The 24,293-nt window shown below is 60.8% G+C and carries 24 protein-coding genes; 15 read left to right on the forward strand and 9 right to left on the reverse strand.

What is annotated here, in order from left to right:
* Positions 1-2: 2 nt before the first annotated feature.
* The 4 genes from MKS85_RS23810 to dksA all read right to left on the reverse strand — a co-directional run bounded on the left by MKS85_RS23810 (position 3) and on the right by dksA (position 4,873).
* A complete protein-coding gene (locus MKS85_RS23810) occupies positions 3-2,957 on the reverse strand; it encodes a sensor histidine kinase (protein ID WP_160893587.1) in 2,955 nt (984 codons plus the stop codon).
* Positions 2,941-3,117: a hypothetical protein gene (locus tag MKS85_RS23815; RefSeq protein ID WP_003176118.1), complete on the reverse strand. Its 177-nt coding sequence runs from the start codon at positions 3,115-3,117 to the stop codon at positions 2,941-2,943. Before MKS85_RS23815 ends, MKS85_RS23810 begins: the two co-directional genes overlap by 17 nt.
* A gap of 77 nt (positions 3,118-3,194) precedes the next feature.
* Positions 3,195-4,085, reverse strand: a complete 891-nt coding sequence (gluQRS, locus tag MKS85_RS23820) for a tRNA glutamyl-Q(34) synthetase GluQRS (protein WP_047229881.1) — start codon at positions 4,083-4,085, stop codon at positions 3,195-3,197.
* Positions 4,086-4,429: 344 nt separating this feature from the next.
* The gene (dksA, locus tag MKS85_RS23825; protein WP_047229844.1) at positions 4,430-4,873 is read right to left on the reverse strand and encodes an RNA polymerase-binding protein DksA; all 444 of its coding nucleotides are present in this window, start codon (positions 4,871-4,873) and stop codon (positions 4,430-4,432) included.
* Positions 4,874-5,215: 342 nt separating this feature from the next.
* On the opposite strand from dksA, the gene MKS85_RS23830 reads away from it, so the two are divergent.
* Positions 5,216-6,388, forward strand: a complete 1,173-nt coding sequence (locus MKS85_RS23830) for a pyridoxal phosphate-dependent aminotransferase (protein WP_139051179.1) — start codon at positions 5,216-5,218, stop codon at positions 6,386-6,388.
* On the forward strand, positions 6,388-7,128 hold the full coding sequence (gene sfsA / locus MKS85_RS23835) for a DNA/RNA nuclease SfsA (RefSeq protein ID WP_107322945.1): 741 nt from the start codon (positions 6,388-6,390) through the stop codon (positions 7,126-7,128). The genes MKS85_RS23830 and sfsA overlap by 1 nt, the downstream gene beginning before the upstream one ends.
* On the opposite strand, the gene MKS85_RS23840 is transcribed toward sfsA, so the two are convergent.
* Positions 7,078-7,401, reverse strand: coding sequence for a Rieske (2Fe-2S) protein (locus MKS85_RS23840; protein WP_047229841.1), 324 nt, complete (start codon positions 7,399-7,401; stop codon positions 7,078-7,080). The genes sfsA and MKS85_RS23840 overlap by 51 nt on opposite strands.
* 264 nt (positions 7,402-7,665) lie before the next feature.
* Here MKS85_RS23840 and MKS85_RS23845 point away from each other — a divergent pair, with 264 nt between their 5' ends.
* From MKS85_RS23845 to MKS85_RS23860, 4 genes are read left to right on the forward strand one after another with little or no spacing between them, the layout of a single operon-like run.
* Positions 7,666-8,544, forward strand: a complete 879-nt coding sequence (locus MKS85_RS23845) for a hemin ABC transporter substrate-binding protein (protein ID WP_188252335.1) — start codon at positions 7,666-7,668, stop codon at positions 8,542-8,544.
* 50 nt (positions 8,545-8,594) lie between these two features.
* A complete protein-coding gene (locus MKS85_RS23850; protein WP_171061425.1) occupies positions 8,595-9,578 on the forward strand; it encodes an iron ABC transporter permease in 984 nt (327 codons plus the stop codon).
* Positions 9,578-10,345, forward strand: a complete 768-nt coding sequence (locus tag MKS85_RS23855; protein ID WP_139051177.1) for a heme ABC transporter ATP-binding protein — start codon at positions 9,578-9,580, stop codon at positions 10,343-10,345. The genes MKS85_RS23850 and MKS85_RS23855 overlap by 1 nt, the downstream gene beginning before the upstream one ends.
* Positions 10,346-10,366: 21 nt before the next feature.
* A complete protein-coding gene (locus MKS85_RS23860; RefSeq protein WP_188252334.1) occupies positions 10,367-11,254 on the forward strand; it encodes a ChaN family lipoprotein in 888 nt (295 codons plus the stop codon).
* Between the two features lie 182 nt (positions 11,255-11,436).
* On the opposite strand, the gene MKS85_RS23865 is transcribed toward MKS85_RS23860, so the two are convergent.
* From MKS85_RS23865 to MKS85_RS23875, 3 genes are all read right to left on the reverse strand, one after another.
* Positions 11,437-11,709, reverse strand: a complete 273-nt coding sequence (locus MKS85_RS23865; RefSeq protein ID WP_047229837.1) for a TfoX/Sxy family protein — start codon at positions 11,707-11,709, stop codon at positions 11,437-11,439.
* A gap of 209 nt (positions 11,710-11,918) precedes the next feature.
* A complete protein-coding gene (locus MKS85_RS23870) occupies positions 11,919-12,260 on the reverse strand; it encodes a pentapeptide repeat-containing protein (protein WP_047229836.1) in 342 nt (113 codons plus the stop codon).
* A gap of 91 nt (positions 12,261-12,351) precedes the next feature.
* On the reverse strand, positions 12,352-13,908 hold the full coding sequence (locus MKS85_RS23875; protein ID WP_076386338.1) for a bifunctional aminoglycoside phosphotransferase/ATP-binding protein: 1,557 nt from the start codon (positions 13,906-13,908) through the stop codon (positions 12,352-12,354).
* A gap of 127 nt (positions 13,909-14,035) precedes the next feature.
* Between MKS85_RS23875 and mrcB the strand changes: the two genes are divergently transcribed.
* Genes mrcB through MKS85_RS23890 form a run of 3 tightly spaced genes read left to right on the forward strand, consistent with a single transcriptional unit; the run spans position 14,036 to position 17,419 of the window.
* Complete coding sequence (gene mrcB / locus MKS85_RS23880) at positions 14,036-16,354, forward strand: penicillin-binding protein 1B (RefSeq protein ID WP_047229834.1); 2,319 nt, start codon at positions 14,036-14,038, stop codon at positions 16,352-16,354.
* A gap of 16 nt (positions 16,355-16,370) precedes the next feature.
* Positions 16,371-17,090, forward strand: a complete 720-nt coding sequence (locus tag MKS85_RS23885) for a M48 family metallopeptidase (RefSeq protein ID WP_047229833.1) — start codon at positions 16,371-16,373, stop codon at positions 17,088-17,090.
* Positions 17,090-17,419, forward strand: coding sequence for a YqcC family protein (locus MKS85_RS23890; protein ID WP_047229832.1), 330 nt, complete (start codon positions 17,090-17,092; stop codon positions 17,417-17,419). The genes MKS85_RS23885 and MKS85_RS23890 overlap by 1 nt, the downstream gene beginning before the upstream one ends.
* Positions 17,420-17,426: 7 nt before the next feature.
* Here MKS85_RS23890 and MKS85_RS23895 read toward each other — a convergent pair whose 3' ends face one another.
* Positions 17,427-17,849: a DUF4124 domain-containing protein gene (locus MKS85_RS23895; RefSeq protein WP_409078025.1), complete on the reverse strand. Its 423-nt coding sequence runs from the start codon at positions 17,847-17,849 to the stop codon at positions 17,427-17,429.
* A 400-nt stretch (positions 17,850-18,249) separates the two neighbouring features.
* Between MKS85_RS23895 and MKS85_RS23900 the strand changes: the two genes are divergently transcribed.
* The 6 genes from MKS85_RS23900 (at position 18,250) to msrQ (ending at position 24,228) form a co-directional block, all read left to right on the forward strand.
* Positions 18,250-19,974: an acetolactate synthase 3 large subunit gene (locus tag MKS85_RS23900; protein WP_047229879.1), complete on the forward strand. Its 1,725-nt coding sequence runs from the start codon at positions 18,250-18,252 to the stop codon at positions 19,972-19,974.
* A gap of 2 nt (positions 19,975-19,976) precedes the next feature.
* Entirely contained in the window at positions 19,977-20,468 is a 492-nt protein-coding gene (gene ilvN / locus MKS85_RS23905) for an acetolactate synthase small subunit (RefSeq protein ID WP_003205610.1), read from the forward strand.
* Between the two features lie 45 nt (positions 20,469-20,513).
* On the forward strand, positions 20,514-21,530 hold the full coding sequence (gene ilvC / locus MKS85_RS23910) for a ketol-acid reductoisomerase (protein WP_003228216.1): 1,017 nt from the start codon (positions 20,514-20,516) through the stop codon (positions 21,528-21,530).
* Between the two features lie 143 nt (positions 21,531-21,673).
* Positions 21,674-22,531 (forward strand): CDP-diacylglycerol--serine O-phosphatidyltransferase, encoded by an 858-nt coding sequence (gene pssA, locus MKS85_RS23915; RefSeq protein WP_076386334.1) that lies wholly within the window; start codon positions 21,674-21,676, stop codon positions 22,529-22,531.
* A gap of 63 nt (positions 22,532-22,594) precedes the next feature.
* Positions 22,595-23,608 (forward strand): protein-methionine-sulfoxide reductase catalytic subunit MsrP, encoded by a 1,014-nt coding sequence (gene msrP, locus MKS85_RS23920; protein WP_188252333.1) that lies wholly within the window; start codon positions 22,595-22,597, stop codon positions 23,606-23,608.
* Complete coding sequence (msrQ, locus tag MKS85_RS23925) at positions 23,608-24,228, forward strand: protein-methionine-sulfoxide reductase heme-binding subunit MsrQ (protein ID WP_047229828.1); 621 nt, start codon at positions 23,608-23,610, stop codon at positions 24,226-24,228. The genes msrP and msrQ overlap by 1 nt, the downstream gene beginning before the upstream one ends.
* Positions 24,229-24,293: the final 65 nt, after the last annotated feature.

The raw sequence follows: 24,293 nt of genomic DNA on the forward strand, positions 1-24,293 counted from the left end.
TCTCAGTTCACAGCGGACGTCGCTTCGACATGACGCGGCAAGGTCACCCGTATACGGGTGCCGCGTTGGCTTTGTACATCGGCCGGGCTGTCGATGGTGATTTGTCCATAATGCTCTTCAACGATGGAATAGACCAGTGCAAGGCCCAGACCGGTGCCTTCGCCCGGGTCCTTGGTGGTGAAGAAAGGTTCGAACAATCGGTCCATGATGTTCTGGGGGATACCGCTGCCTTCGTCTTCGACGATCAGGTCGATCGTGTGTTCGCTGGCTTCGCTCTTGACCCGCACCGCGCTGCCCGCAGGTGAGGCGTCGCGGGCGTTGGAGAGCAGGTTGATCAGTACCTGGGCGAGCCGCTGGGGATCGCCGTCGACCCAGTGATCCGGGTCGCACAGGTTGAAGAATTGCACCTCGAAATTGCGCCGGTTCAGGGCCAGCAGACCAATGGCGTCCTGGGCCACTTCGGCCAGACAGACGGGCTCGTCGTTGTGCTGGTGGCCGCCGGCATGGGCGAAGCTCATCAGTGACTGGACGATACGCGACACACGCTTGGTCTGTTCGAGGATCTGACCGCTGATTTCCGTCAGTTCGCCGTCGTCCTCGCGCTCTTCGCGCAGGTTTTGCGCCAGGCAGGCGATGCCGGTGATCGGGTTGCCGATTTCGTGGGCCACCCCGGCGGCCAGCCGACCGATGCTTGCCAACCGTTCGGAGTGGACCAGCTTGTCTTCGAGCATCTGAGTATCGGTGAGGTCTTCCACCAGCAATACCAGGCCACTGTTACCCGGCGCCAGCGGCTCGTCGATCGCCGCCTTGTGCAGGTTCAACCAGCGAGTCTGGCCGTCGAGGGCCAGGTGCTGCTTGTGCAAATGCTCATCCGGCAGGTCGATGAAGCCTTGCAGCAGGCCTTTCCACGGCTCACTCAGGGTACTCAGGCGTGAACCAACCACGCGCTGGGCGGCGATTCCAGTCAGTTCCTCCATGGCCTTGTTCCACATCAGGATTTCCTGGTCCTTGGCCAGGGAGCACACGCCCATCGGCAGTTCCTGCAAGGTCTGGCGGTGATAACGGCGCAAGGCGTCCAGTTCGGCGGCCAGGCCGGTGAGGCGCGAGTGGTAGTCTTCCAGACGGCTCTCGATGAAGTGGATGTCTTCAGTGACATAGTTCTCGCCGCCGGCCTTGTAGGGCAGGAACGTCTCGACCATGTCCTGGGCCACGCTGGGGCCCATCAGGCCGGACAGGTTGGCTTCGATCCGGTCCCGCAGGCGACGCAGGGCATATGGACGGCGTTCATCGAAGGGCAGGTAGAGGTCGCGCAGGGCCTGTTCGACTTCTTTTTGCGCGGCCTTGGCGCCCAGGGGCTTGGCCAGTTGCGTGGCGAACTCCTGGGGTGAGGCGGCGTGCAGTTCCCGGCGCTGAGGGCGGCGAACGTTGTCCACCGCGCAGGCTTCGGCGGCGCTGGCCTCTTCGCTGCTGGCGTTGGTGAACAGTGAAATCAGGGTGAACATCAGCACGTTCGCCGCCAGTGAGGCGATGGCCGCCATGTGCCAACTGGTGTCGTCGAGCACGTAGATCATGTTCAGCAACGGGATATAGAAGCCCTGCATGTTGCCCAGCAGTGGCAACAGCATGGCGACCAGCCACACCAGGATCCCCGCGAGCAGACCGGCGATAAAACCACGGCGGTTGGCTGTTGGCCAATACAGCACCGACAGTACGCCGGGCAGGAACTGCAAGGTGGCGACGAACGCGACAATGCCGAGGTTGGCCAGGTCCTGTCCGTCGCCCAGCATCAGGTAAAAGCCGTAGCCGGCCATGATGATGGCGACGATCAGTGCGCGGCGGGTCCATTTCAGCCAGCGGTAGATATTGCCCTCGGCTGGCGGCTGGTAGAGCGGCAGCACCAGATGGTTGAGCGCCATGCCCGACAGCGCCAGCGTGGTAACGATGATCAGGCCGCTGGCCGCCGACAGGCCACCGATGTAGGCCAGCAACGCCAGGGCCTTGCTGTTGGCGGCGATGCCGATGCCGAGGGTGAAATACTCAGGATTGGTGCTGGCTCCCAGCTTCAGTCCGGCCCACAGGATCAGCGGCACCGCCAGGCTCATCAGCAGCAGGAACAGCGGCAGGCCCCAGCTCGCGCTCACCAGCGAGCGCGGGTTGAGGTTTTCGGTAAAGGTCATGTGGTACATGTGCGGCATGACGATCGCTGACGCGAAGAACACCAGCAACAGCGTGCGCCACGGGCCTTCCTGCAGGGGTGTGTGCAGGGCGGCGAGGGCGGTCTGGTTCTGCAGCAGCCACAGCTCCAGTTGTTGCGGGCCATCGAATACGCCGTACAGGGCATAGAGGCCGACGCCGCCGATGGCGATCAGTTTGATCACCGATTCGAAGGCGATGGCGAACACCAGGCCTTCGTGTTTCTCCCGGGTGGCGATGTGGCGGGAACCGAAGAAAATCGTGAAGAGAATGATCAGCGCGCAGAAACTCAGTGCGACCCGGTGCTGCACCGGTTCGCGGGTGAGGATGCTGATGGAGTCGGCCACCGCCTGGATCTGCAGGGCCAGCAACGGCAATACGCCCACCAGCATGAAAATCGTGGTCAGCGCGCCGGCCCAGGTGCTGCGAAAGCGAAAGGCGAACAGGTCGGCCAGGGATGATAGCTGGTAGGTGCGGGTGATTTTCAGGATCGGGTAGAGCAGCACCGGTGCCAGCAGGAATGCCCCCGATACACCCAGGTAGCTGGACAGAAAACCGTAGCCGTACTGATAGGCCAGCCCGACCGTGCCATAGAACGCCCACGCGCTGGCGTAGACGCCCAGCGACAGGGTGTAGGTCAGCGGGTGGCGGATGATCGCCCGGGGGATCATGCCCCGTTCGCTGATCCAGGCGACGCCGAACAGCACTGCCAGGTAGGCTGCGCTGATCAGGATCATCTGGGTCAGGCTAAAGCTCATCGGCATCTTTTTGGCTCTGCAGGATGAAGGTCACGACGATCAGGATCAGCCAAAGCAGATAGGGCCGATACCAGGCACCCGTGGCGTCGATCCACCAATCCATGATGGCCGGGGAGAACAGATAAATCCCCACTACCAGGAGCAGGACCAAGCGATAGATGTACATCCCGGCCTCTCTTTTTTAAACGCGTGCCCGAAAACGTGCGGCGATGGTAACGGATGGGGGCCAAGCTGCAAGCGCCGTCAACGTATTTGCGCCTCTGGCAGGGTCAAAGTGCGCGGTATCTTCCCCGCATCCCAATGGCGAATGCCCCAGTCCAGCAGGTCCCGGGGGCTGGCGTCGACCCGTTCGGGGCCTGGCTGTTGGCCCAGCGCGCGCAGTGCCCGCAACAACAATGGCGTGGCCTGATCGGCCGCCAGCGGTGGCGAGCGGTAGGACTTGCCGAGTTTGTGTCCGTCCGGTTGGGTGATCAGCGGCACATGCAGGTAGCGCGGTTGTGGCAAGCCAAGCAGCTCTTGCAGGTACAGCTGACGTGGTGTGGAGTCCAGCAGGTCGGCACCGCGCACGATATCGGTGACCCCCTGCCAGGCGTCGTCCAGCACCACCGCCAGTTGATAAGCATAGAGCCCGTCGCGACGGCGAATCACGAAATCGCCGACTTCACGGCCCAGGTGCTGGCGGAACGGGCCTTGTACACGGTCGTTGAAGTGATACGCCAGCTCGGGAACGCGCAGGCGGATGGCCGCGTCTTTGGTGTCGTGACCGGCGTTGCGGCACAGGCCCGGATAAATGCCCTGATACGGCTCCAGTTGTTTGCGCGAGCAGGTGCAGGCATAGGCCAGACCCTGGCTGAGCAGGCGATTGATGACCTGGTCGTAGGCCTCATGGCGCTCACTCTGACGGACCATCTCGCCGTCCCATTCAAACCCGTAGCTTTGCAGTGCCTTCAAGATTGCCGCTTGCGCGCCAGGCTCTTCCCGTGGTGGGTCAAGGTCCTCCATGCGCAGCAACCAGCGCCCGCCCGCGGCCCGGGCATCCAGATAGGACGCCAGCGCGGCGACTAGGGAGCCAAAGTGCAGGTGGCCGCTGGGTGTGGGGGCGAAGCGGCCGATGTAGGGGGCAGTGGCGGTCATAAAGCGAATGTTACTGGGTCCGGGCTGTTAGAATACATATCCTGCTGACGAAGCCACCCCTCTGTGGGAGCGAGCCTGCTCGCGATAGCGTCTTATCAGTGGGCATTGATGTGGCTGACCCACCGCTATCGCGAGCAGGCTCGCTCCCACAAGGGAACCGGGTGTGCGGGAAGTATCAGAAACAAAAAACGGAGCGTGTGAACGCTCCGTTTTTCGATGACAGCCCAGGCAATTTACTTGCCGACCTGTTTTTCCTTGATTTCCGCCANCGGGTGTGCGGGAAGTATCAGAAACAAAAAACGGAGCGTGTGAACGCTCCGTTTTTCGATGACAGCCCAGGCAATTTACTTGCCGACCTGTTTTTCCTTGATTTCCGCCAGGGTCTTGCAGTCGACACACATGTCGGCGGTCGGACGTGCTTCCAGCCGCTTGACGCCGATCTCGACGCCGCAGGACTCGCACCAACCGTATTCTTCGTCTTCGATCAGTTGCAACGTCTTGTCGATTTTCTTGATGAGCTTGCGCTCACGGTCACGGGCGCGTAGTTCGAGGCTGAATTCTTCTTCCTGGCTGGCACGGTCGGCCGGGTCAGGGAAGTTCGCCGCTTCGTCTTTCATGTGATCCACAGTGCGGTCGACTTCCTGCATCAAGTCCTGTTTCCACTTGTTCAGGATCTTGGTGAAGTGCGCGCGCATGGGGGCGCCCATGTACTCTTCGCCAGCTTGCGGCACGTACGGCTCAAACCCGCTGAGCGACTGATTTTGATTCTGCTTTGCTTGGGTGGGCATGAATGGACCGCCTCTACTCTTGTAATCCACTACGCAGGATTGCTCCATCACCGACACCTGCCGGCCCTGCGGCTGCAAGCGGGCGAACTTACCAGATCAAATCGGGCCGCGCTACTCCCGGTTGTCGAGCCTGCGGTGGCCGGGGCTTGCAAAGCGTGGTCAAGTTCAGTCCGGTGGAGTGACAAACCTGCTCAATGCTTGATTCTAGTCAAGCCTGAGCCGATCGCTGGAGACATTTGCTGCAAGCGGCCGGGCCCTGAGTTCGTGCTCGCTTGCGCGGTTGTTTCTGGGTTGGCCGGAGAGTTAGGTAGAATCGGTTCTTTTTTACCAGAAGGAAGGCTAATGGCTCAGCCCTACAGTGCGCGTAGCCGCGCCATCGAACCTTTCCATGTGATGGCGCTCCTGGCCCGTGCCAATGAGCTGCAGGCCGCCGGGCACGATGTCATCCACCTGGAGATCGGCGAGCCGGACTTCACCACGGCTGAGCCGATCATCCAGGCCGGCCAGGCCGCGCTGGCGGCGGGAAAGACCCGTTACACGGCGGCCCGTGGCATCCCCGAGCTGCGCGAAGCCATCGCCGGTTTCTATGGGCAGCGCTACGGTGTGGACATAGACCCACGGCGCATCCTGGTCACGCCGGGCGGATCCGGCGCGTTGCTGCTGACCAGCGCGTTGCTGGTGGACCCGGGCAAGCACTGGCTGTTGGCGGACCCCGGTTACCCCTGCAATCGCCACTTTCTGCGGCTGGTGGAAGGTACGGCTCAATTGGTGCCGGTAGGCCCGGACGTGCGCTACCAGCTGACCCCGGACCTGGTGAACCGCTATTGGGACTCGAACAGCGTGGGTGCGCTGGTCGCGTCGCCGGCCAACCCGACCGGGACGATTCTCAGCCGGGACGAACTGGCCGGCCTGTCCAAGGCAATCAAGGGCCACAACGGTCACTTGGTGGTGGATGAGATCTATCACGGCCTGACTTATGGCACCGATGCCGCGAGCGTGCTGGAAGTCGACGACGAAGCTTTCGTCCTTAATAGCTTTTCCAAGTATTTCGGCATGACCGGCTGGCGGCTGGGCTGGCTGGTGGCCCCTTCGGCGGCTGTTGGTGAGCTGGAGAAGCTGGCGCAGAACCTTTACATCAGTGCGCCGAGCATGGCCCAGTACGCGGCGTTGGCCTGTTTCGAACCGGCGACAATCGAGATATTCGAGCAGCGCCGGGCCGAGTTCGCGCTGCGGCGCGACTTTCTGCTACCGGCCTTGCGTGATCTGGGGTTCGGCATCGCAGTGGAGCCGGAAGGGGCGTTTTACCTGTATGCCGACATTAGTGCATTCGGCGGCGATGCTTTTGCGTTCTGCCAGCACTTTCTGGAGACCGAGCATGTGGCGTTCACGCCGGGGCTGGATTTCGGTCGCCATCAGGCTGGGCACCATGTGCGTTTCGCCTACACCCAGAGCTTGCCGCGGCTCCAGGAAGCGGTGGAGCGAATCGAGCGCGGACTGCGGAGTTGGCAAGGCTGATGCTTTTTTCACCTGCGCTGGAAGAAGGCCGGCTGATTCGACGTTATAAGCGTTTTCTTGCCGATATCGAGACCGTTCATGGCGAACTGCTGACGATTCATTGCCCCAACACCGGTTCGATGCTCAATTGCATGGCCGAAGGTGCGCGAGTCTGGTTCAGTCGTTCCAGCGACCCCAAGCGCAAATTGCCCGGCACCTGGGAAATAGGCGAAACCCCCCAGGGGCGGTTGGCCTGCATCAATACCGCGCGAGCCAACCCGCTAATCGAAGAGGCCCTGCGTGCCGGGGTCATCAGCGAGCTGAACGGTTTTACCGGGCTCAAGCGTGAAGTGGCTTACGGTCAGGAAAACAGTCGTATCGATTTTCGACTGGACTACGACGAAGGCTCCGCCTGGGTCGAAGTCAAAAGTGTCACGTTGGGTTTTGACGGCACGACCGTGGCGGCGTTTCCTGATGCGGTGACCCAGCGGGGAGCCAGGCATCTGCGCGAACTCGCTCACCTGGCCCGGGACGGCGTGCGGGCGGTGCAGTTGTATTGTGTCAACCTGAGCGGGATCGACGCCGTGCGCCCGGCACAGGAAATCGACCCGCTGTACGCGGCGGCGTTGCGCGACGCTGTGGCCGCGGGCGTGGAAGTGCTGGCCTACGGGGTGACGCTGACGCCCGAGCAAATGTGGGTGGATCGGCCGTTACCGGTGCTGCTCGACCCAGATGCCTTGCTCGTCCTCCCGGCTCTCTAACGCAGCCAGGGACTGCCCGGCACAGGGGCCGGCGACGCATTCACCGCTTTCAATCAGAAACAGTGCGCCGTGGGTGGCGCACTGGATCAGGCTGGCGCTGGGGTCGAGAAACTCATCGGGCCGCCATTCCAGCGGTACGCCGCGGTGCGGGCAGCGGTTGAGATAGACATACACCTGGCCGGCGCGACGCACCGCCAACAACTTGCGCCCATCGAGGTCGAAACCGCGACTGCTGTTGTCGGGCAATTCGGCGCCGGTACAAAGAAACTTCATGTGGGTCTCTATGGTTATGAGTGGGCGAGTTTGTGTGGGAGCGAGCCTGCTCGCGATAGCGGTCGATCAGCCAGCAGCAATGGGTCGACACACCGCTAATCGCGAGCAGGCTCGCTCCCACAGAGGCAACCCCCCCAAAGGTTCATGCTTGACGTCCAAATGAAAACAATTATCAAATGGCGCCTCCTTCGCAGGGGGCTGAGGATACTTTGCCTGCGGGGTTCATGCCCGGCCCTGTGAACATTTCTTCGAGGAAGCTGCCCGATGCGCCTGAATATCCGTGTTGTCACGCTCTGTGTTGTCATGTTAGCCAGCCAGGGCTTGGTGGCGGCTGAACTGCCGCAGCGCTGGGTCAGTGCCGGCGGGGCAGTGTCCGAATGGGTCAGCGCGCTGGGCGGTGAGTCGAAACTGGTGGGCGTGGACACCACCAGCCAGCATCCCGAAGCCTTGCGGGATTTACCCAGCATCGGTTATCAGCGACAACTCTCGGCCGAGGGGGTATTGAGCCTGCGTCCGCAGATCCTCGTAGGCACCGAAGAAATGGGGCCGCCACCGGTGCTGTCGCAGATCCGCAGCGCCGGGGTACAGGTTGAACTGTTCTCGGCCACGCCCGACCTGTCGACCCTTCAGGGCAATCTGCGGCACCTGGGTCAACTGCTGGGCGCCGAGGCCAAAGCCGCGCAGTTGTTCGACAGTTATCAACAGCAGCTCAGCCAACAGAAAGCTCGAGTGAGTAAAATCCAGCTTGAGCAACAGGCCCCCGGCGTGTTGCTGTTGGTCGCAAGCTCCGGCGGCAAGCCGATGGTCGCAGGCCTGGGCACCTCCGCCGATTGGCTGGTGCAGCAGGCCGGCGGTCACAACTTGGCGACACACCATGGTTACAAGGCATTTTCGGTGGAGAGCCTGGCCAGCCTGAATCCCGAAGTACTGGTGTTCGCCGATCGCGCGTTGAGTGGCGAAGAAGCGCGTGCGGCGTTGTTCAGGGAAAATCCGATTCTTTCCTCCACCCGTGCCGCCAGGACCGGGCGCGTTATCGAGCTTGACCCGACACTGTTGGTCGGCGGGCTAGGCCCCCGGTTACCGCAAAGTCTGGTGAAGCTGACGGCCGGTTTTTACCCGACCGAACCGGCCAAGGCACCATGACCCCTCTGGTCAAACCGCGCACCTTGTTCATTGGCCTGGCCCTGTTGTGTCTGCTGGCGATCTGGCTGTCCCTGGCCCTGGGGCCGGTGAGTTTGCCGCTGTTCGATACCTTGCGCGCGGCGTTGCGCTTGATGGGCTTGCCAGTGGCCGCCGAAGGTCTGGAGCAGGCCGAACTGATCCTCGGCCAGATCCGTCTGCCACGCACCCTGCTGGGGCTGGCGGTGGGCGGGGTATTGGCATTATCCGGGGTGGCGATGCAGGGGCTGTTCCGCAACCCGTTGGCCGACCCGGGGCTGGTCGGGGTGTCCAGCGGTGCGGCACTGGGCGCGGCGTTCGCCATTGTTGGCGGCTCGGCGCTGGGCGGCTTGCCCGAAGCGTTCGGCCCCTATGTGTTGTCGTTGTGTGCGTTCCTCGGCGGGCTTGGGGTTACGGCATTGGTTTATCGCCTCGGCCGGCGCAACGGCCAGACCCATGTCGCGACCATGCTCCTGGCCGGTATCGCCCTGACCGCGCTGTCCGGCTCGGCGGTGGGCTTGTTCACTTACCTGGCGGACGACGCGACCCTGCGCACCTTGACGTTCTGGAACCTGGGGAGCCTGAATGGTGCCAGCTATGCGCGGTTGTGGCCGCTGTTGCTGGTCAGCGTTGGCGTAGCACTCTGGCTGCCACGACGGGCCCGGGCACTCAATGCTCTGTTGCTGGGTGAATCCGAAGCCGCCCATTTGGGCGTTGATGTCGAAGGGCTCAAGCGTGAACTGGTGTTTTGCACGGCCCTGGGGGTTGGCGCGGCAGTGGCGGCGGCGGGCATGATCGGCTTTGTCGGGCTGGTAGTGCCGCATCTGGTACGGTTGATGGCCGGCCCCGATCATCGCGTTCTGTTGCCGGCTTCGGTGCTGGCGGGGGCGAGCCTGCTGTTGTTCGCCGATCTGGTGGCGCGTCTGGCGCTGGCTCCGGCGGAACTGCCGATCGGCATCGTCACGGCATTCATCGGGGCGCCGTTCTTCCTCTATTTATTGCTGCGAGGACGCGCCTGATGTTACGAGCGCAGAACCTGCACATCCAGCGGGGTCGCAAGACCGTGTTGGCTGATGTCAATCTTGATCTGCATCCCGGCCAGGTGCTGGGCGTGCTCGGGCCCAACGGTGCAGGTAAAAGTACTTTGCTGGCGGGGCTGTGCGGTCAATTGCCTCCTGCGCAGGGACAGGTCTGGCTCGATGATCGGCCTTTGTCCCAGTGGGACGGCGCCGAGCGTGCCCGCCGCCTGGCGGTATTGCCGCAGTCATCGACCCTGGATTTTGCTTTCCGAGTCGAGGAAGTAGTCGGCATGGGGCGCCTGCCTCATCAGTGTGGTCGAGTGCGTGACGAGCAAATCGTTGCCTTGGCGTTGCACGCTGCAGACGCGGCGCATCTGCACGGTCGCAGTTACTTGGCGCTGTCGGGCGGCGAGCGTCAGCGGGTGCACCTGGCGCGGGTCTTGGCACAGTTGTGGCCAGGGGAAGCGGGGCAGACCCTGCTGCTCGACGAACCGACCTCGATGCTCGATCCACTGCACCAGCACACCATCCTGCAAGCGGTGCGTGAGTTTGCCGATCGCGGCGCGGCCGTATTGGTGATCCTGCATGACCTGAACCTGGCAGCGCGTTATTGTGATCGCCTGTTGTTGCTCGCGTCCGGCCGGCCGGTGGCCCTGGACACGCCGCAACAAGTGCTGCGCCCGGAACCGCTCAAAGCAGTGTTTGGCCTGGAAGTGCTGGTGCAACCCCATCCGGAGCGCGGACATCCATTGATCATCGCCCGCTGAGGGTTGCCTGAGGATGTAGACGTGCGCCTGATCCTGATTCTGGCATTGAGTGTGCTGACGGCCTGTCAGAGCACCGCGCCGCCCCCGGTCGACGGGCAGATCCTTGATTTGCACAATGGCCGGGCCGTCACGCCCCAAGCGTTGATCGAGCGTCTGGCACGGGCGCCGCGAGTGGTGGTCGGCGAGCAGCACGACAATCCGGATCACCACGCGCTGCAGCTATGGCTGCTTCAGGCCCTGGCCGCGCAACGGGCCCAGGGCAGCCTCCTGCTGGAAATGCTGACACCCCACCAGCAGCCTCGCGTTGACGCGGTCCGCCAGTTACCTGCCTTGCCAACTGATCTTCCCGGTGCCCTGGGTTGGTCGCCGGGATGGGACTGGAGCCTGTATGGTCCGGTCGTGGAGTTTGCCCTGACGCAACGCTATCGGTTGTTGGCCGCCAATCTGGACGCCGCCGAGATCCAGCGCGTCTACCGGCAGGCGCCGGACTTGCGAGGCGCCCGTGCGAATGCGGCAAGTGTGAAGGATCAGTTGCTGGAGCAGATTCGCCAATCCCATTGCGGCCTGCTGCCCGAATCTCAGATGCCGGCGATGCTGGCTGTCCAGCAACAACGTGACCGACGCATGGCCGAACGTCTGCTGGCTGCGCCATTGCCTGCGTTGTTGTTCGCCGGTGCCTGGCATGGACGAAAAGACGTCGGGGTGCCGCTGCATGTGCTGGACTTGGGGGCCAGTGAGGCGCCCACCGTCCTGATGCTGGCCGAGGAGGGCAGCGAGATGACATCGGTCATGGCAGATTACGTGTGGTACACCAAGGCCGCTCCCCCTCAGGATTACTGCGCGCAGATGCGTGAACACAGCGCATTTCCTCCAGACAAAAAAAGACCCGACAAAAGTCGGGTCAAATAACCGTGATTAGCCTGATGAGGAGATATCTGAGAGTCCGAACCAAGGGCTTTTCAAATATCGACCAGTCTCGCGACCGGATGTGCTAATCATAGCGATTCTCATTACCATGTCAAACGTTGTTTTTTGGATTGGCCCAAATAACTTTCAAGCGCAGGCCGTGTGGCGACAAACAAGGAGAATGGTCAGGCTTTGTGACGCGTCGAAACGGCGTCCAATTGTTTGTTCAAGGCTTCCTTGCGTTCGGCGGGGATGTCATTCCAGTGCACATCCATCAATGCGCCCTCAATGGCATAGAGCAACACCTTCGAAGCTCGGAACCCGCGAGTGCGTACTGCGCGATAGGCATCAACCGCTCCGAGGCGGCGCAGATCCGAGGCGCTGTGGATGCCCACGGCATGCAGCCACTGGGCTGATGTCTTGCCCAGGTTCTTCAGGTGTTGCAGTTCATCATTCATCGAACCTCCTTGCGACGGCCGACAGGTGCAGTGGGCAAGCTTCTCAGGAGTGTAGCGGTCAGTAGGAAAAACGTGATTCTTTGGTGGGATTTGAAGCAAAAGCTTCTAATGCATTACGCACGATAGGTGGGGGCGCGCGGCAAAATGCAGCGTCCAGCGCAGGCGGGGGCGCTGGAGATCAATTGGGTTGACGGCAGATTCGGCCCGATTCAGCGGGTGCGGTAGCGCAGCCGGGTGCCGAAGTTCATCGACATCAGAATCTCGTCGGCAGACAGTTCTGCCGGGAAATAGGCACCCGATATTTGCGCATGGGCCAGGCTGGCACCTTCCAGGGACGACTTGCGAAAATCGATGCCGCGCAAATCCGCGGAGCGGAAGTAAGCGTCGGTGAAATCCACGTCGTCGGCATTGAGCTCTCGCAGATCCAGACCGCGAAAATCGCCGCCACGCATATCAACCGGGCCTTGTGGCCGTTCGTTGTTGAAACCGGCAATGTCGTCTTCGCGCAGCAAAGCATAAAGCGGGGTACTGAGAAGCTTGGGTAGGCTCATTTCATATCACCTGTTGGTTTTATGACGCCAGTATAGTGCCACTGTTTGACGGCCGTGAAGGGTGGGCAGACTCCACGGCCGAAATAGTTTTTTACAGGCCTGGCAAGCGTTGACGAATCTGCGCGACCACGATGTCGAGCGTGCCGCTTTCATTGGTCTGGACCCGTTTGCTGCACAGGATTTCCGCAGGGGTGAGTGCTTCGCGGCTGGCCTGTTGGGCGGCGATAACGGCCAGATTTGCGTCGGACGGATCTGTCTGATCGGCCTGACGCTGCGCCAGCCTGCTCTCGATAACCGCTTGTGGCGCATTGCAATCGAGGATCAGGAACGGAGCGCCCGTGGCCTCGGCAACTTTCGCCGCAGCATCGCGCTGATCGTGTTTGAGGTACGTGGCGTCGATCACTGCTGGGAAGCCGGCATGCAGGATGACACTGGCGATTTCATGCAAGCGGGCATAAGTGGCGTCGCTGGCGCCGCTGCTATAGATGCCGGCTTGTGGATCATTGGGCACTTGCTGCTCACCAAACAGACGCTTGCGCTCAACGTCCGAGCGCAAGCGAATGGCGCCCAGGGCTTCCACCAGGCGCATCGCGACATGGCTTTTGCCAACGGCCGAAACGCCGTGGGTGATGGCCAGAAAGCGCGAGGGAATGGTGCTGTAGCTTTCGGCCAGGTTCGCGTAGTTGCGGTATTGGCGCAGGGTTGTGGCGCGCTGCACCGGGTCGGCTTCGGCCGGCATGCTGAACAGCGCGACCTTGGCGCGGACCAGGGCGCGGTAGGCTTTGTAGAAGTTCAGCAGTTCCAGGCCTTGATAGTCGCCGGTCAGCTCCAGGTATTGGCTGACGAAACGTCGCGCCAGCGACTTGAGGCCGCGGTCTTCCAGGTCCATCGCCAGGAATGCAGTGTCGGCATAGACATCGGTGAAGCGGAACGGCTCGTTGAACTCGATGCAGTCGAAAATCACTACCTTGCCATCGATCACCGTGGCGTTGCCCAAGTGGATGTCACCGTGGCATTCGCGGATGAAACCTTCGGCTTTGCGTTGGGTGAACAGCGGTTTGAGGCGTTCGAAGCTGCTTTCGGCCCAGGCTTGCAGGGCTTCGAGCTGCAACAGGTCAGCCTTGTCACTGAGGAACGGACGAATCTGTTCGAAGTTCTGCCGCACCGGTGCCATAACGCTGTCGGGGGTGCCGGCGGCGTTTTCGGCAGGCACGGTGGGCGTAGAGAGATGGAAGCGGGCGATCTGCGCGGCCATTTCGTCAACGTGCGCGGTGGTCAGTTCGCCGTTGGCCTGGAGCGTGCTGAGCAGTTGGCTCTGGGGAAACTGACGCATCTTCAGGGCGTATTCGATGGCCGGACCTTCGCCACCCAGTTGCGGCACTTGCGGGGTGCCGGTAATCGGCATGACTTCCAGGTACAGATCCTGGGTCAGGCGCTGGTTCAAGCGCAGTTCTTCCCCGCAGAAATGCTTGCGTGCCTCGAGGCTGGTGAAATCAAGGAAGCCGAAATTGACCGGTTTTTTGAATTTGTAGGCATACGGCCCGGTGAGCAATACCCAGGAAATGTGGGTCTCGATGACCTGGAACCCTTCGACGGGATGCGGATAGAGGGCCGGGTTTTGCAGGGCAGCGATCAGGGACTGGCTCACGGGCGATCCTTCAGAGACTGGGAAAATTCAAGGCCGTCATTATGGCGGCAAGCCGCGTTAACGCAAACAGGAGGGGGCCGTTGTGTGGTCATGTTGAACCGCGGCAAAGTGCGTATAATCCGCCGCCATGACTCGTACCCGATCCCCCCGTACCCCCAAGAAACCACCCGCCAGTCGCTTGCGGCCCTGGCTGGGCTGGGCCCTTAAACTCAGCCTGGTGGGCCTCGTCGTGCTCGCTGGCTTTGCGGTCTACCTCGATGCCGTGGTCCAGGAGAAGTTCTCCGGCAAGCGCTGGACCATCCCGGCCAAGGTCTACGCCAGGCCCCTGGAGCTGTTCGTCGGACAAAAGCTGAGTCGGGACGATTTCCTGACCGAGCTCGATGCTCTCGGCTATCGCCGTGAAAGCGTTGCCAATGGCCCGGGTGCTGCGTCCGTCAACGGCAATACCGTCGACCTCAATACCCGTGGTTTCCAATTCTATGAAGGCATGGAGCAGGCACAGGCGGTGCGAGTGCGTTTCTCCGGCGACTACGTGGCTGCGCTGACCGGTGCCAACAATGCGAAGCTGTCAGTGGTGCGCCTTGAACCGCTGCTGATCGGTGGCCTCTACCCCAAGAACCTTGAAGACCGGATCCTGATCAAGATCGACCAGGTGCCGCCGTTCCTGCTCGATACGCTGATCGCTGTCGAGGACCGCGATTTCTACCATCACTTCGGCGTCTCGCCCAAGTCGATTGCCCGGGCCATCTGGGTCAACACCTCCTCGGGCCGTATGCGCCAGGGCGGCAGTACCCTGACCCAGCAATTGGTCAAGAACTTCTATTTGACCAACGAGCGCAGCCTCAGCCGCAAGCTTACCGAAGCCATGATGGCGCTGTTGCTGGAACTGCACTACGACAAGCGGGAGATTCTCGAGGCGTATCTCAACGAAGTCTTTGTCGGCCAGGACGGCCAGCGGGCGGTTCACGGTTTCGGCCTAGCCAGCCAGTTCTTCTTCAGCCAGCCGCTGTCCGAGCTCAAGCTGCATCAAGTGGCATTGCTGGTGGGGATGGTGAAAGGGCCGTCCTCCTACAACCCGCGGCGTAATCCGGAGCGTGCCCTCGAGCGGCGCAATCTGGTACTCGACTTACTGCAACAGCAAGGCGTGGCAACGGCCGAGCAAGTCGAAGCGGCGAAGAAGATGCCTTTGGGTGTGACCAAGCGTGGCAGTCTGGCAGACAGCTCGTTCCCTGGTTTCATGGACCTGGTCAAGCGTCAACTGCGTGAGGACTACCGCGACGAAGACTTGACCGAAGAAGGCCTGCGGATCTTCACCAGTTTCGACCCGATCCTGCAGATGAAGGCCGAAGCATCGGTCAATGACACCTTCAAGCGACTGGCCGGGCGCAAGGGCTCTGATGAAGTGGAAGCCGCGATGGTGGTGACCAACCCGGAAACCGGCGAAGTCCAGGCCATGATCGGCAGTCGGCAGGCCAGTTTTGCCGGTTTCAACCGGGCGCTCGATGCGGTCCGCCCGATCGGCTCCCTGATCAAGCCGGCGGTCTACCTCACCGCCCTGGAAAAACCGAGCCAGTACACCCTGACCAGTTGGCTGTCCGACGAGGCGTTCTCGGTCAAGGGCGCGGACGGTCAGGTGTGGAAGCCGCAGAATTATGATCGCCGCTCCCACGGTACGGTGTTCCTGTACCAGGGGCTTGCGCATTCCTACAACCTGTCGACGGCTCGCCTCGGGCTTGAAATCGGCGTGCCGAATGTCCTCAAGACCTTGGCCCGCCTGGGTGTCAGTCGCGAATTCCCGGCATTCCCATCGATGCTGCTGGGAGCCGGTGGCCTCACGCCGATTGAAGTGGCAGCCATGTACCAGACACTGGCCAACGGTGGCTTCAACACGCCGATGCGCGGCATTCGCAGCGTGCTTACCGCCGACGGCGAGCCGCTCAAGCGCTATCCGTTCCAGATCCAGCAGCGTTTTGATCCCGCGTCCATTTATCTGATCCAGAGCGCCATGCAACGGGTCATGCGTGAAGGCACCGGCAGTTCGGTTTATAACGTACTACCGCGTAACCTGACCCTGGCGGGCAAGACCGGTACCAGCAACGACTCGCGCGACAGCTGGTTTGCCGGTTTCAGCCAGGACCTGCTGGCAGTGGTCTGGCTCGGCCGTGACGACAATGGCAAGACCCCGTTCACTGGCGCCACCGGGGCATTGCAGGTCTGGACCAGTTTCATGCGCAAGGCCGATCCGTTGCCGCTGGACATGCCGCAACCAGACAATATCGTTCAGGCCTGGGTGGATTCGCGCACCGGCCAAGGCTCCGACGCCAGTTGCCCGGGCGCGGTGCAGATGCCGTATATTCGCGGCAGCGAACCACCACCCGGTGCAGCCTGTGGCATTCCAAACCCCGCCGAATCGGTCATGGATTGGGTCAAGGACTGGATGAATTAAGCAAAGAGGGTTTCAAGTGAACAAGTGGTTGATTCCAGCGGTTACGGCCGTGGCATTGCTCAGCGGTTGCTCTACCGTACAACGCGGTTCGATTCCGGTTGTCGACTCCGGCACTGCCGTTTCCAATAGCGAGCGGGTCTCGGCCAATGGCGGCTTCCGTCAAACGACGGTGCAGCGGCCGGTGCAGGGACAGGTCCAGGCGATTCCCCAGGGCGATACCGGTGTCGTCGTGATGGTGCCCGGTGGCGGCGCCACGACGTCGGCACCGATCAGCAGCACACCGATCACGCCAGGGCCGATCACGCCGGGCCCTATCGATACTTCACCAATCGACCAGGGCAGCTTCAACATGCCTTCTGCACCGAGCAGCATTCCCTCGACCAGTTCGGGAGGTCTGTCCGCTGATGAACAATTGGACGGTCCAGTACTGGCATTGCTCACCACAGCCCAACAGCAACAGGCCGGTGGTGACCTCAATGGTGCGTCCTCCAGCCTTGAGCGAGCCCAGCGTGTTGCGCCGCGTGAACCCCAGGTTCTCTATCGCCTGGCCCAGGTGCGCATGGCCCAGGGCGATGCGCCGCAAGCCGAGCAACTGGCCCGCCGTGGCCTGACATTCGCCAACGGTCGTCCGGCGCTTCAGGCCAGCCTGTGGGAATTGATCGCTCAGGCCCGTGAGAAACAAGGCGACTCCGCCGGCGCGGCATTGGCCCGTCAGAAGGCCAAGGTTTCGCTCTGATGGATACGCGTTTTCCCAAGATCGCCGATCAGTTGCTGCTGATTGAGCGGGAGTTGCGGGTCCAGGGCTGGTGGAGCAGCGTTTCGCCGTCGGCCGAGGCGTTGGCCAGTGTCGAGCCGTTCGCGGTCGACACGCTGGACTTCGAGCAATGGCTGCAATGGATTTTCCTGCCGCGCATGAAAGCCATCCTGGAAAATGACCTGCCGCTGCCCAACGCCTCGGGCATCCTGGAGATGGCTCAAATGGTCTATGCCCAGCGGCCGGGCCAAGGCGTGGAGTTGCAGCGACTGTTGGCGCAGTTCGACCAATTGATCAGCGACGTTAACTGACCGCCATTTATTGGCAGTGCTCCTCGATCTGCTTGCGGGTTTCGTCGATGCGCTGGCGCCGCTCCTCTTCTGTGAGGCGGCGCATTTCCCCTTCCACATCCTCGCGTACCCTCGGGTTGTTCTGCAGTTGCGCCAGATTGGTCCGAGTCTGTTCGCAGAAGGCCTTGAGCTGGGCTTGCTGCTCGGCAATCTGTTGCTTGACCTGTTGGTCAATCGCCTTCTGGTCGCCAATGACCCCGGCAGGCGGGGGGGCTGCTGGCTTGGCGGCGGAAGGGGAGGACTTGATCACCGTCGTGGCCTGTCCTTCAGGCGGTGGCTGGGAGCCAAAGTGGGTAACCCCTTGGGCGTCCACCCATTTATAGACCTGACCGGCCATGCACATCGGGCTCAGGCCAACCAGCAGGCTGGCCGTCAAGAAGAACATTCGCATGCTGTTTCCTTGTCATGGGTTGCGCAATTGAAGCTAACACAGTTGCTGTTTAAAGGTTTTTTCTTGCGTTCTCATGCGCTTACTTCGAATAAAGCACATTGACGGCTTGACTTGCAGAGGGCGAAACAGAAGAATCCAAAGTCCGCTGTAGAGGGACTGCCAGAAGCAGGCCCACTCGGCAGATCATGAGGCGCACATCCGCGCCGACCTGTTACACCCGCAACGCGTTACCTCGCGCTGGGTGGGAAAGGCCCGCAACACTTGGGACGATCCCAATACTTGCTCAGTCAGTGCTGACGTAGTCGGCGACCACCGTCGCTCATGCTCTGCCGAGAAGTAAACCTATTAAGACCCGTCCCTTTTTGTGGGCCGGTATTCTGGCGTTTTAGAGGTGAACAACGTGGAGCTTTTATCTGGCGGTGAGATGCTCGTCCGCTTTTTGCGTGACGAAGGCGTCAAATATATCTACGGGTACCCCGGTGGTGCTCTTCTTCATGTCTATGATGCCCTGTTCAAAGAACCGGAAGTGACCCACATCCTGGTTCGTCATGAGCAAGCGGCGACCCACATGGCTGACGGTTATGCCCGTGCCACCGGTAAAGCCGGCGTGGTCCTGGTGACTTCCGGCCCTGGCGCCACGAACGCCATCACCGGTATCGCCACAGCGTACATGGACTCTATCCCGATGGTGATCATCTCCGGTCAGGTGCCCAGCACCATGGTCGGCACCGACGCGTTCCAGGAAACCGACATGATCGGTATTTCCCGGCCGATCGTGAAGCACAGCTTCATGATCAAGCACGCTTCGGAGATCCCGGAGGTCATGAAGAAGGCGTTCTACCTGGCTGAATCCGGTCGTCCGGGCCCGGTTGTGGTCGATGTCCCGAAAGACATGACCAACCCGGCCGAGAAGTTCGAATACATTTTCCCCAAGAAAGCCAAGCTGCGTTCCTACAGCCCGGCTGTGCGCGGTCACTCCGGGCAAATCCGCAAGGCAGCCGAAATGCTGCTGGCGGCCAAGCGTCCGGTGCTGTACTCGGGTGGCGGCGTCATCCTCGGTGGTGGCTCCGCGCCGCTGACCGAATTGGCGAAAATGCTCAACCTGCCGGTCACCAATACGCTGATGGGGTTGGGCGCCTACCCGGGCACTGACCGTCAGTTCATCGGCATGCTCGGCATGCACGGCAGCTATACCGCCAACCTGGCGATGCACCATGCCGATGTGATTCTGGCGGTCGGCGCGCGTTTCGACGACCGTGTCATCAACGGCCCGGCGAAGTTTTGCCCGAACGCCAAGATCATCCATATCGACATCGACCCGGCGTCGATCTCCAAGACCATCAAGGCAGACGTGCCGATTGTCGGTCCTGTGGAGAGCGTGCTGAGCGAAATGGTCGCCATCCTCAAGGAAATCGGCGAGGCTCCGAACAAGGAGTCCGTGGCCAGTTGGTGGAAGCAGGTTGATGAGTGGCGCGGTGATCGTGGCCTGTTCCCTTACGACAAGGGCGACGGCAGCGTGATCAAGCCGCAGACCGTGATCGAAACCCTGTGCGAAGTGACCAAGGGCGATGCCTTTGTGACCTCCGACGTGGGCCAGCACCAGATGTTCGCCGCGCAGTATTACAAGTTCAACAAGCCCAACCGCTGGATCAACTCCGGTGGTCTGGGCACCATGGGCTTCGGTTTCCCGGCGGCCATGGGCGTCAAGTTGAGCTTTCCGGATAGCGACGTCGCCTGTGTCACGGGCGAGGGCAGTATCCAGATGAACATCCAGGAGCTGTCGACCTGCCTGCAGTACGGTTTGCCGGTGAAAATCGTCAACCTGAACAACGGCGTACTGGGCATGGTTCGCCAGTGGCAGGACATGAGCTACGGCAGCCGTCACTCGCACTCCTACATGGAGTCGTTGCCGGACTTCGTCAAGCTGGTCGAAGCCTATGGTCACGTGGGCATCCGCATCACTGACCTGAAGGACTTGAAGTCCGGGCTCGAAGAAGCTTTCGCCATGAAGGATCGCCTGGTGTTCCTCGATATCAAGGTCGATACCAGCGAGCACGTCTACCCGATGCAGATCAAAGACGGCTCCATGCGCGATATGTGGCTGAGCAAGACGGAGCGTACCTAATCATGCGACATATTATTTCCCTGCTTCTGGAAAACGAACCGGGTGCTCTGTCTCGCGTAGTGGGCCTGTTTTCGCAGCGCAACTACAACATCGAAAGCCTGACCGTGGCGCCAACCGAAGACCCGACCCTGTCGCGTCTGACGCTGACCACTGTGGGGCACGATGAAATCATCGAGCAGATCACCAAGAACCTGAACAAGCTGATCGAGGTGGTCAAGCTGGTGGACCTGTCGGAAAGCGCGCACATCGAGCGCGAGCTGATGCTGGTCAAGGTCAAGGCCACCGGTGCCCAGCGCGCCGAGATCAAACGCACTACCGATATTTATCGTGGGCAGATCGTCGATGTCAGCGCCAGCGTCTATACCGTTCAGTTGACCGGTACCAGCGACAAGCTCGACAGCTTCATTCAATCGATCGGCACTGCCTCGATTCTGGAAACCGTACGCAGTGGCGTCACCGGGATTGCCCGTGGCGACAAAGTACTGAGCATCTAAACCAAATTAGCGAATGGCCTGAATGGCCGGAAATAGGGGTAATTCATGAAAGTTTTCTACGATAAAGACTGCGACCTGTCGATCATCCAGGGCAAGAAAGTCGCCATCATCGGTTACGGTTCCCAAGGCCACGCCCAGGCGTGCAACCTCAAGGACTCCGGTGTTGACGTGACCGTCGGCCTGCGTAAAGGCTCGGCCACCGTTGCCAAGGCCGAGGCCCATGGTCTGAAAGTCACCGACGTGGCTTCTGCCGTTGCCGCCGCCGACCTGGTCATGATCCTGACCCCGGACGAGTTCCAGTCTTCGCTGTACAAGAACGAAATCGAACCGAACATCAAGAAAGGCGCCACCCTGGCCTTCTCCCACGGTTTCGCGATTCACTACAACCAGGTAGTGCCACGCGCCGACCTCGACGTGATCATGATCGCGCCGAAGGCCCCGGGCCACACCGTTCGTTCCGAATTCGTGAAGGGCGGCGGTATCCCTGACCTGATCGCGATCTATCAGGACGCCTCCGGCAACGCCAAGAACGTCGCTCTGTCCTACGCTGCCGGTGTTGGCGGCGGCCGTACCGGCATCATCGAAACCACCTTTAAGGACGAAACCGAAACCGACCTGTTCGGCGAACAAGCCGTTCTGTGCGGCGGTACTGTCGAGCTGGTCAAGGCCGGTTTCGAAACCCTGGTTGAAGCTGGCTACGCGCCGGAAATGGCCTACTTCGAATGCCTGCACGAACTGAAGCTGATCGTTGACCTCATGTACGAAGGCGGTATCGCCAACATGAACTACTCGATCTCCAACAACGCTGAATACGGCGAGTACGTGACGGGTCCGGAAGTGATCAACGCCGAATCCCGCCAGGCCATGCGTAACGCCCTGAAACGTATTCAGGACGGCGAATACGCCAAGATGTTCATCAGCGAAGGCGCTACCGGCTATCCTTCGATGACCGCCAAGCGTCGCAACAACGCCGCTCACGGTATCGAAATCATTGGCGAGCAGCTGCGCTCGATGATGCCGTGGATCGGTGCCAACAAGATCGTCGACAAAGCCAAGAACTAAGTCGCGAGCTTGATCGGAAAACGCGGCCCTGGCCGCGTTTTTTCGTTTGGGCGGTGGCTTCTGGTATAAAGCTGCATCGTTTGCGGCCGAACCCTCGTCCCAGACACCTGTCGAATTTTTCACACCGTTGCAAGGTACTGTCCATGAGCGAACGCCCCGACGAGCCCAACCAGGCTCCTGACGCCGAAAGCCTGCTGCCCATCGATGAGCACGTCGAAGAAGGACATGACGCTGAAGGCCGTAAGGTCCGGCACCGTGGCATCTATCTGCTGCCGAATCTGTTCACCACCGCGAACCTGTTCGCCGGTTTCTATTCCATCATCAGCTCCATGAGCGCCCAAGCGGCCTTGAGCGCCGGCGATAGCGCCGGGGCGAGTCGTTACTTTGCCTTCGCTGCCATCGCGATCTTTGTCGCCATGGTGCTCGATGGCCTGGACGGGCGTGTGGCCCGCATGACCAATACCCAGAGCGCGTTCGGTGCCGAGTACGATTCGCTGTCGGACATGGTCGCTTTCGGCGTGGCCCCGGCCTTGCTGGCGTTCGGTTGGGCGCTGGGGGACATGGGCAAGGTCGGCTGGATGGTCGCCTTCATCTATGTTGCCGGTGCCGCGTTGCGTCTGGCACGTTTCAATACCCAGGTCGGTACGGCTGACAAGCGCTACTTCATCGGCTTGGCGAGTCCTGCCGCTGCGGGTGTCGTAGCCGGTGTTGTTTGGGCTTTCAGCGACTACGGTATCCAGGGATCGAAGATGTCGTTCCTTGTGGCGCTGCTGGTAGCGGCGGCCGGTATGCTGATGGTCAGCAACATCAAGTACAACAGCTTCAAGGAGCTGGATCTCAAAGGGCGGGTGCCGTTCGTTGCGATTCTGGCGGTGGTGCTGGTGTTCGCGGTGGTCTTCAGTGATCCGCCACGTATCTTGTTGCTGGTATTCCTCGCCTATGCCGCTTCCGGCCCGGTTCAATACCTGTTGCGCCTGCGCCGACACAAAAAAGCCGAGTGATGTAATTTCCCTCATACTCCGCAGTCTATTGGTGCATCTGCCCTCCAATGCTGCGGAGTTGTCATGCTGATCAAGATCCCCAAGTCGTCCGACTGCCTTGAGTCGGACGTCACGCCAGAATCCCTCTATCTATCCCGTCGCCAAATGCTTGGGGCCGCCATGGCGGGGCTTGCCGTCAGCGGTCTTCCGCGTTGGGCCAGTGCTGGCGATGTTGCGCGTTATGCGGATGTCGAGCCCGGCAAGGCGCCGTCCTGGTTTGCCGAGAAGCTGCCGTCCACCCAATGGGGCGCGGTTACGGTCAAGGATGAGTCCATCACCCCTTTTAAAGACGCCACCCATTACAACAATTTCTATGAGTTCGGAACCGGCAAAGGTGATCCGGCGGCCAATGCCGGATCCTTGAAAACCGAGCCCTGGAGCGTGGTGGTCGATGGGGAAGTGGGCAAGCCGGGGCGCTATGCGTTGGAAGACTTCATGAAACCTTACCAGTTGGAGGAGCGAATCTATCGCCTGCGGTGCGTGGAGGCCTGGTCCATGGTTATCCCATGGATTGGCTTTCCCATTTCGGCGTTGCTCAAGCAGGTCGAGCCGACCTCCAAGGCCAAGTACATTCGTTTCGAAACCCTGCAGGATCCCAAGACTATGCCAGGGCAGCGCTCAGGGTTTGCTTTGATCGACTGGCCTTATGTCGAGGGCTTGCGACTGGATGAAGCGATGAATCCGCTGGCAATCATGGCGGTTGGGATGTATGGGCGAGAGTTGCCGAATCAGAACGGTGCACCGTTGCGCTTGGTGGTGCCGTGGAAGTACGGTTTCAAAAGTGTGAAGTCCATTGTGCGCATCAGTCTGGTCAGCGAGCAGCCCAAGACGACCTGGCAGAGCATTGCGTCCGACGAGTACGGCTTTTACGCCAACGTCAATCCGACGGTCGATCACCCGCGTTGGACCCAGGCACGGGAGCGCCGTCTGCCGAGCGGGCTGTTCAGTCCTAACGTGCGCGATACGTTGATGTTCAACGGCTATCAGGATGAAGTCGCTTCTTTATATGCAGGGATGGACTTGAGGAAGGACTACTGATGCGTTTTCCAGTCTGGCGAATCGGCGTCTTTGTCGCGGCGGCGGTTTGGCCGTTGCTCTGGCTCTACGAAGCGTTGATGAATAAGTTGGGGCCTGACCCAGGCAAGGTGCTGGTGGATCGGCTCGGGTTGGGCACGCTTATTTTGTTGTTGATCACCTTGAGCATGACGCCGTTGCAGAAACTCACGGGGTGGGCAGGGTGGATCGCGGTCAGGCGTCAGCTGGGATTGTGGTGCTTTGCTTATGTGGTGCTGCATTTGAGTGGGTATACGGCGTTCATCCTGGGGTTCGATTGGTCGCAACTGGGCGTCGAGCTGAGCAAGCGACCTTACATTATCGTCGGAGCGCTCGGGTTTCTTGGGCTCTTGGCGCTGGCGATTACTTCCAATCGCTACAGTCAGCGGCGACTGGGCGCGCGCTGGAAAAAACTGCATCGCCTGGTTTATCCGATCTTGGGCCTTGGATTGCTGCATATGTTGTGGATTGTGCGGGCGGATCTTAAGGAGTGGTCGATTTACGCCTTTATAGGTGCTGTGCTTTTGATGCTTCGAATTCCTGTGGTTACGCGCCGGATACCGCGTTTAATTGGACGCAAAGCACCTTCTGCAACAAAAGCGTAATTAACGCTTGACGGCAAATCCTGGAAGTCTATAATTCGCCCCACTTCCGGCGCAGTCGAAACGGA

The sequence above is a fragment of the Pseudomonas sp. JL2 genome, from assembly GCF_031570495.1.
Classification (GTDB): domain Bacteria; phylum Pseudomonadota; class Gammaproteobacteria; order Pseudomonadales; family Pseudomonadaceae; genus Aquipseudomonas; species Aquipseudomonas rhizophila.

Bases quoted from the DNA above. Each gene is read 5' to 3' on its own strand.
- MKS85_RS23810 (WP_160893587.1), bottom strand. From the start codon at position 2,957: ATGCCGATGAGCTTTAGCCTGACCCAGATGATCCTGATCAGCGCAGCC.
- MKS85_RS23815 (WP_003176118.1), bottom strand. From the start codon at position 3,117: ATGTACATCTATCGCTTGGTCCTGCTCCTGGTAGTGGGGATTTATCTG.
- gluQRS (WP_047229881.1), bottom strand. From the start codon at position 4,085: ATGACCGCCACTGCCCCCTACATCGGCCGCTTCGCCCCCACACCCAGC.
- dksA (WP_047229844.1), bottom strand. From the start codon at position 4,873: ATGCCCACCCAAGCAAAGCAGAATCAAAATCAGTCGCTCAGCGGGTTT.
- MKS85_RS23830 (WP_139051179.1), top strand. From the start codon at position 5,216: ATGGCTCAGCCCTACAGTGCGCGTAGCCGCGCCATCGAACCTTTCCAT.
- sfsA (WP_107322945.1), top strand. From the start codon at position 6,388: ATGCTTTTTTCACCTGCGCTGGAAGAAGGCCGGCTGATTCGACGTTAT.
- MKS85_RS23840 (WP_047229841.1), bottom strand. From the start codon at position 7,401: ATGAAGTTTCTTTGTACCGGCGCCGAATTGCCCGACAACAGCAGTCGC.
- MKS85_RS23845 (WP_188252335.1), top strand. From the start codon at position 7,666: ATGCGCCTGAATATCCGTGTTGTCACGCTCTGTGTTGTCATGTTAGCC.
- MKS85_RS23855 (WP_139051177.1), top strand. From the start codon at position 9,578: ATGTTACGAGCGCAGAACCTGCACATCCAGCGGGGTCGCAAGACCGTG.
- MKS85_RS23865 (WP_047229837.1), bottom strand. From the start codon at position 11,709: ATGAATGATGAACTGCAACACCTGAAGAACCTGGGCAAGACATCAGCC.
- MKS85_RS23870 (WP_047229836.1), bottom strand. From the start codon at position 12,260: ATGAGCCTACCCAAGCTTCTCAGTACCCCGCTTTATGCTTTGCTGCGC.
- mrcB (WP_047229834.1), top strand. From the start codon at position 14,036: ATGACTCGTACCCGATCCCCCCGTACCCCCAAGAAACCACCCGCCAGT.
- MKS85_RS23890 (WP_047229832.1), top strand. From the start codon at position 17,090: ATGGATACGCGTTTTCCCAAGATCGCCGATCAGTTGCTGCTGATTGAG.
- MKS85_RS23895 (WP_409078025.1), bottom strand. From the start codon at position 17,849: ATGCGAATGTTCTTCTTGACGGCCAGCCTGCTGGTTGGCCTGAGCCCG.
- ilvN (WP_003205610.1), top strand. From the start codon at position 19,977: ATGCGACATATTATTTCCCTGCTTCTGGAAAACGAACCGGGTGCTCTG.
- ilvC (WP_003228216.1), top strand. From the start codon at position 20,514: ATGAAAGTTTTCTACGATAAAGACTGCGACCTGTCGATCATCCAGGGC.
- pssA (WP_076386334.1), top strand. From the start codon at position 21,674: ATGAGCGAACGCCCCGACGAGCCCAACCAGGCTCCTGACGCCGAAAGC.
- msrP (WP_188252333.1), top strand. From the start codon at position 22,595: ATGCTGATCAAGATCCCCAAGTCGTCCGACTGCCTTGAGTCGGACGTC.
- msrQ (WP_047229828.1), top strand. From the start codon at position 23,608: ATGCGTTTTCCAGTCTGGCGAATCGGCGTCTTTGTCGCGGCGGCGGTT.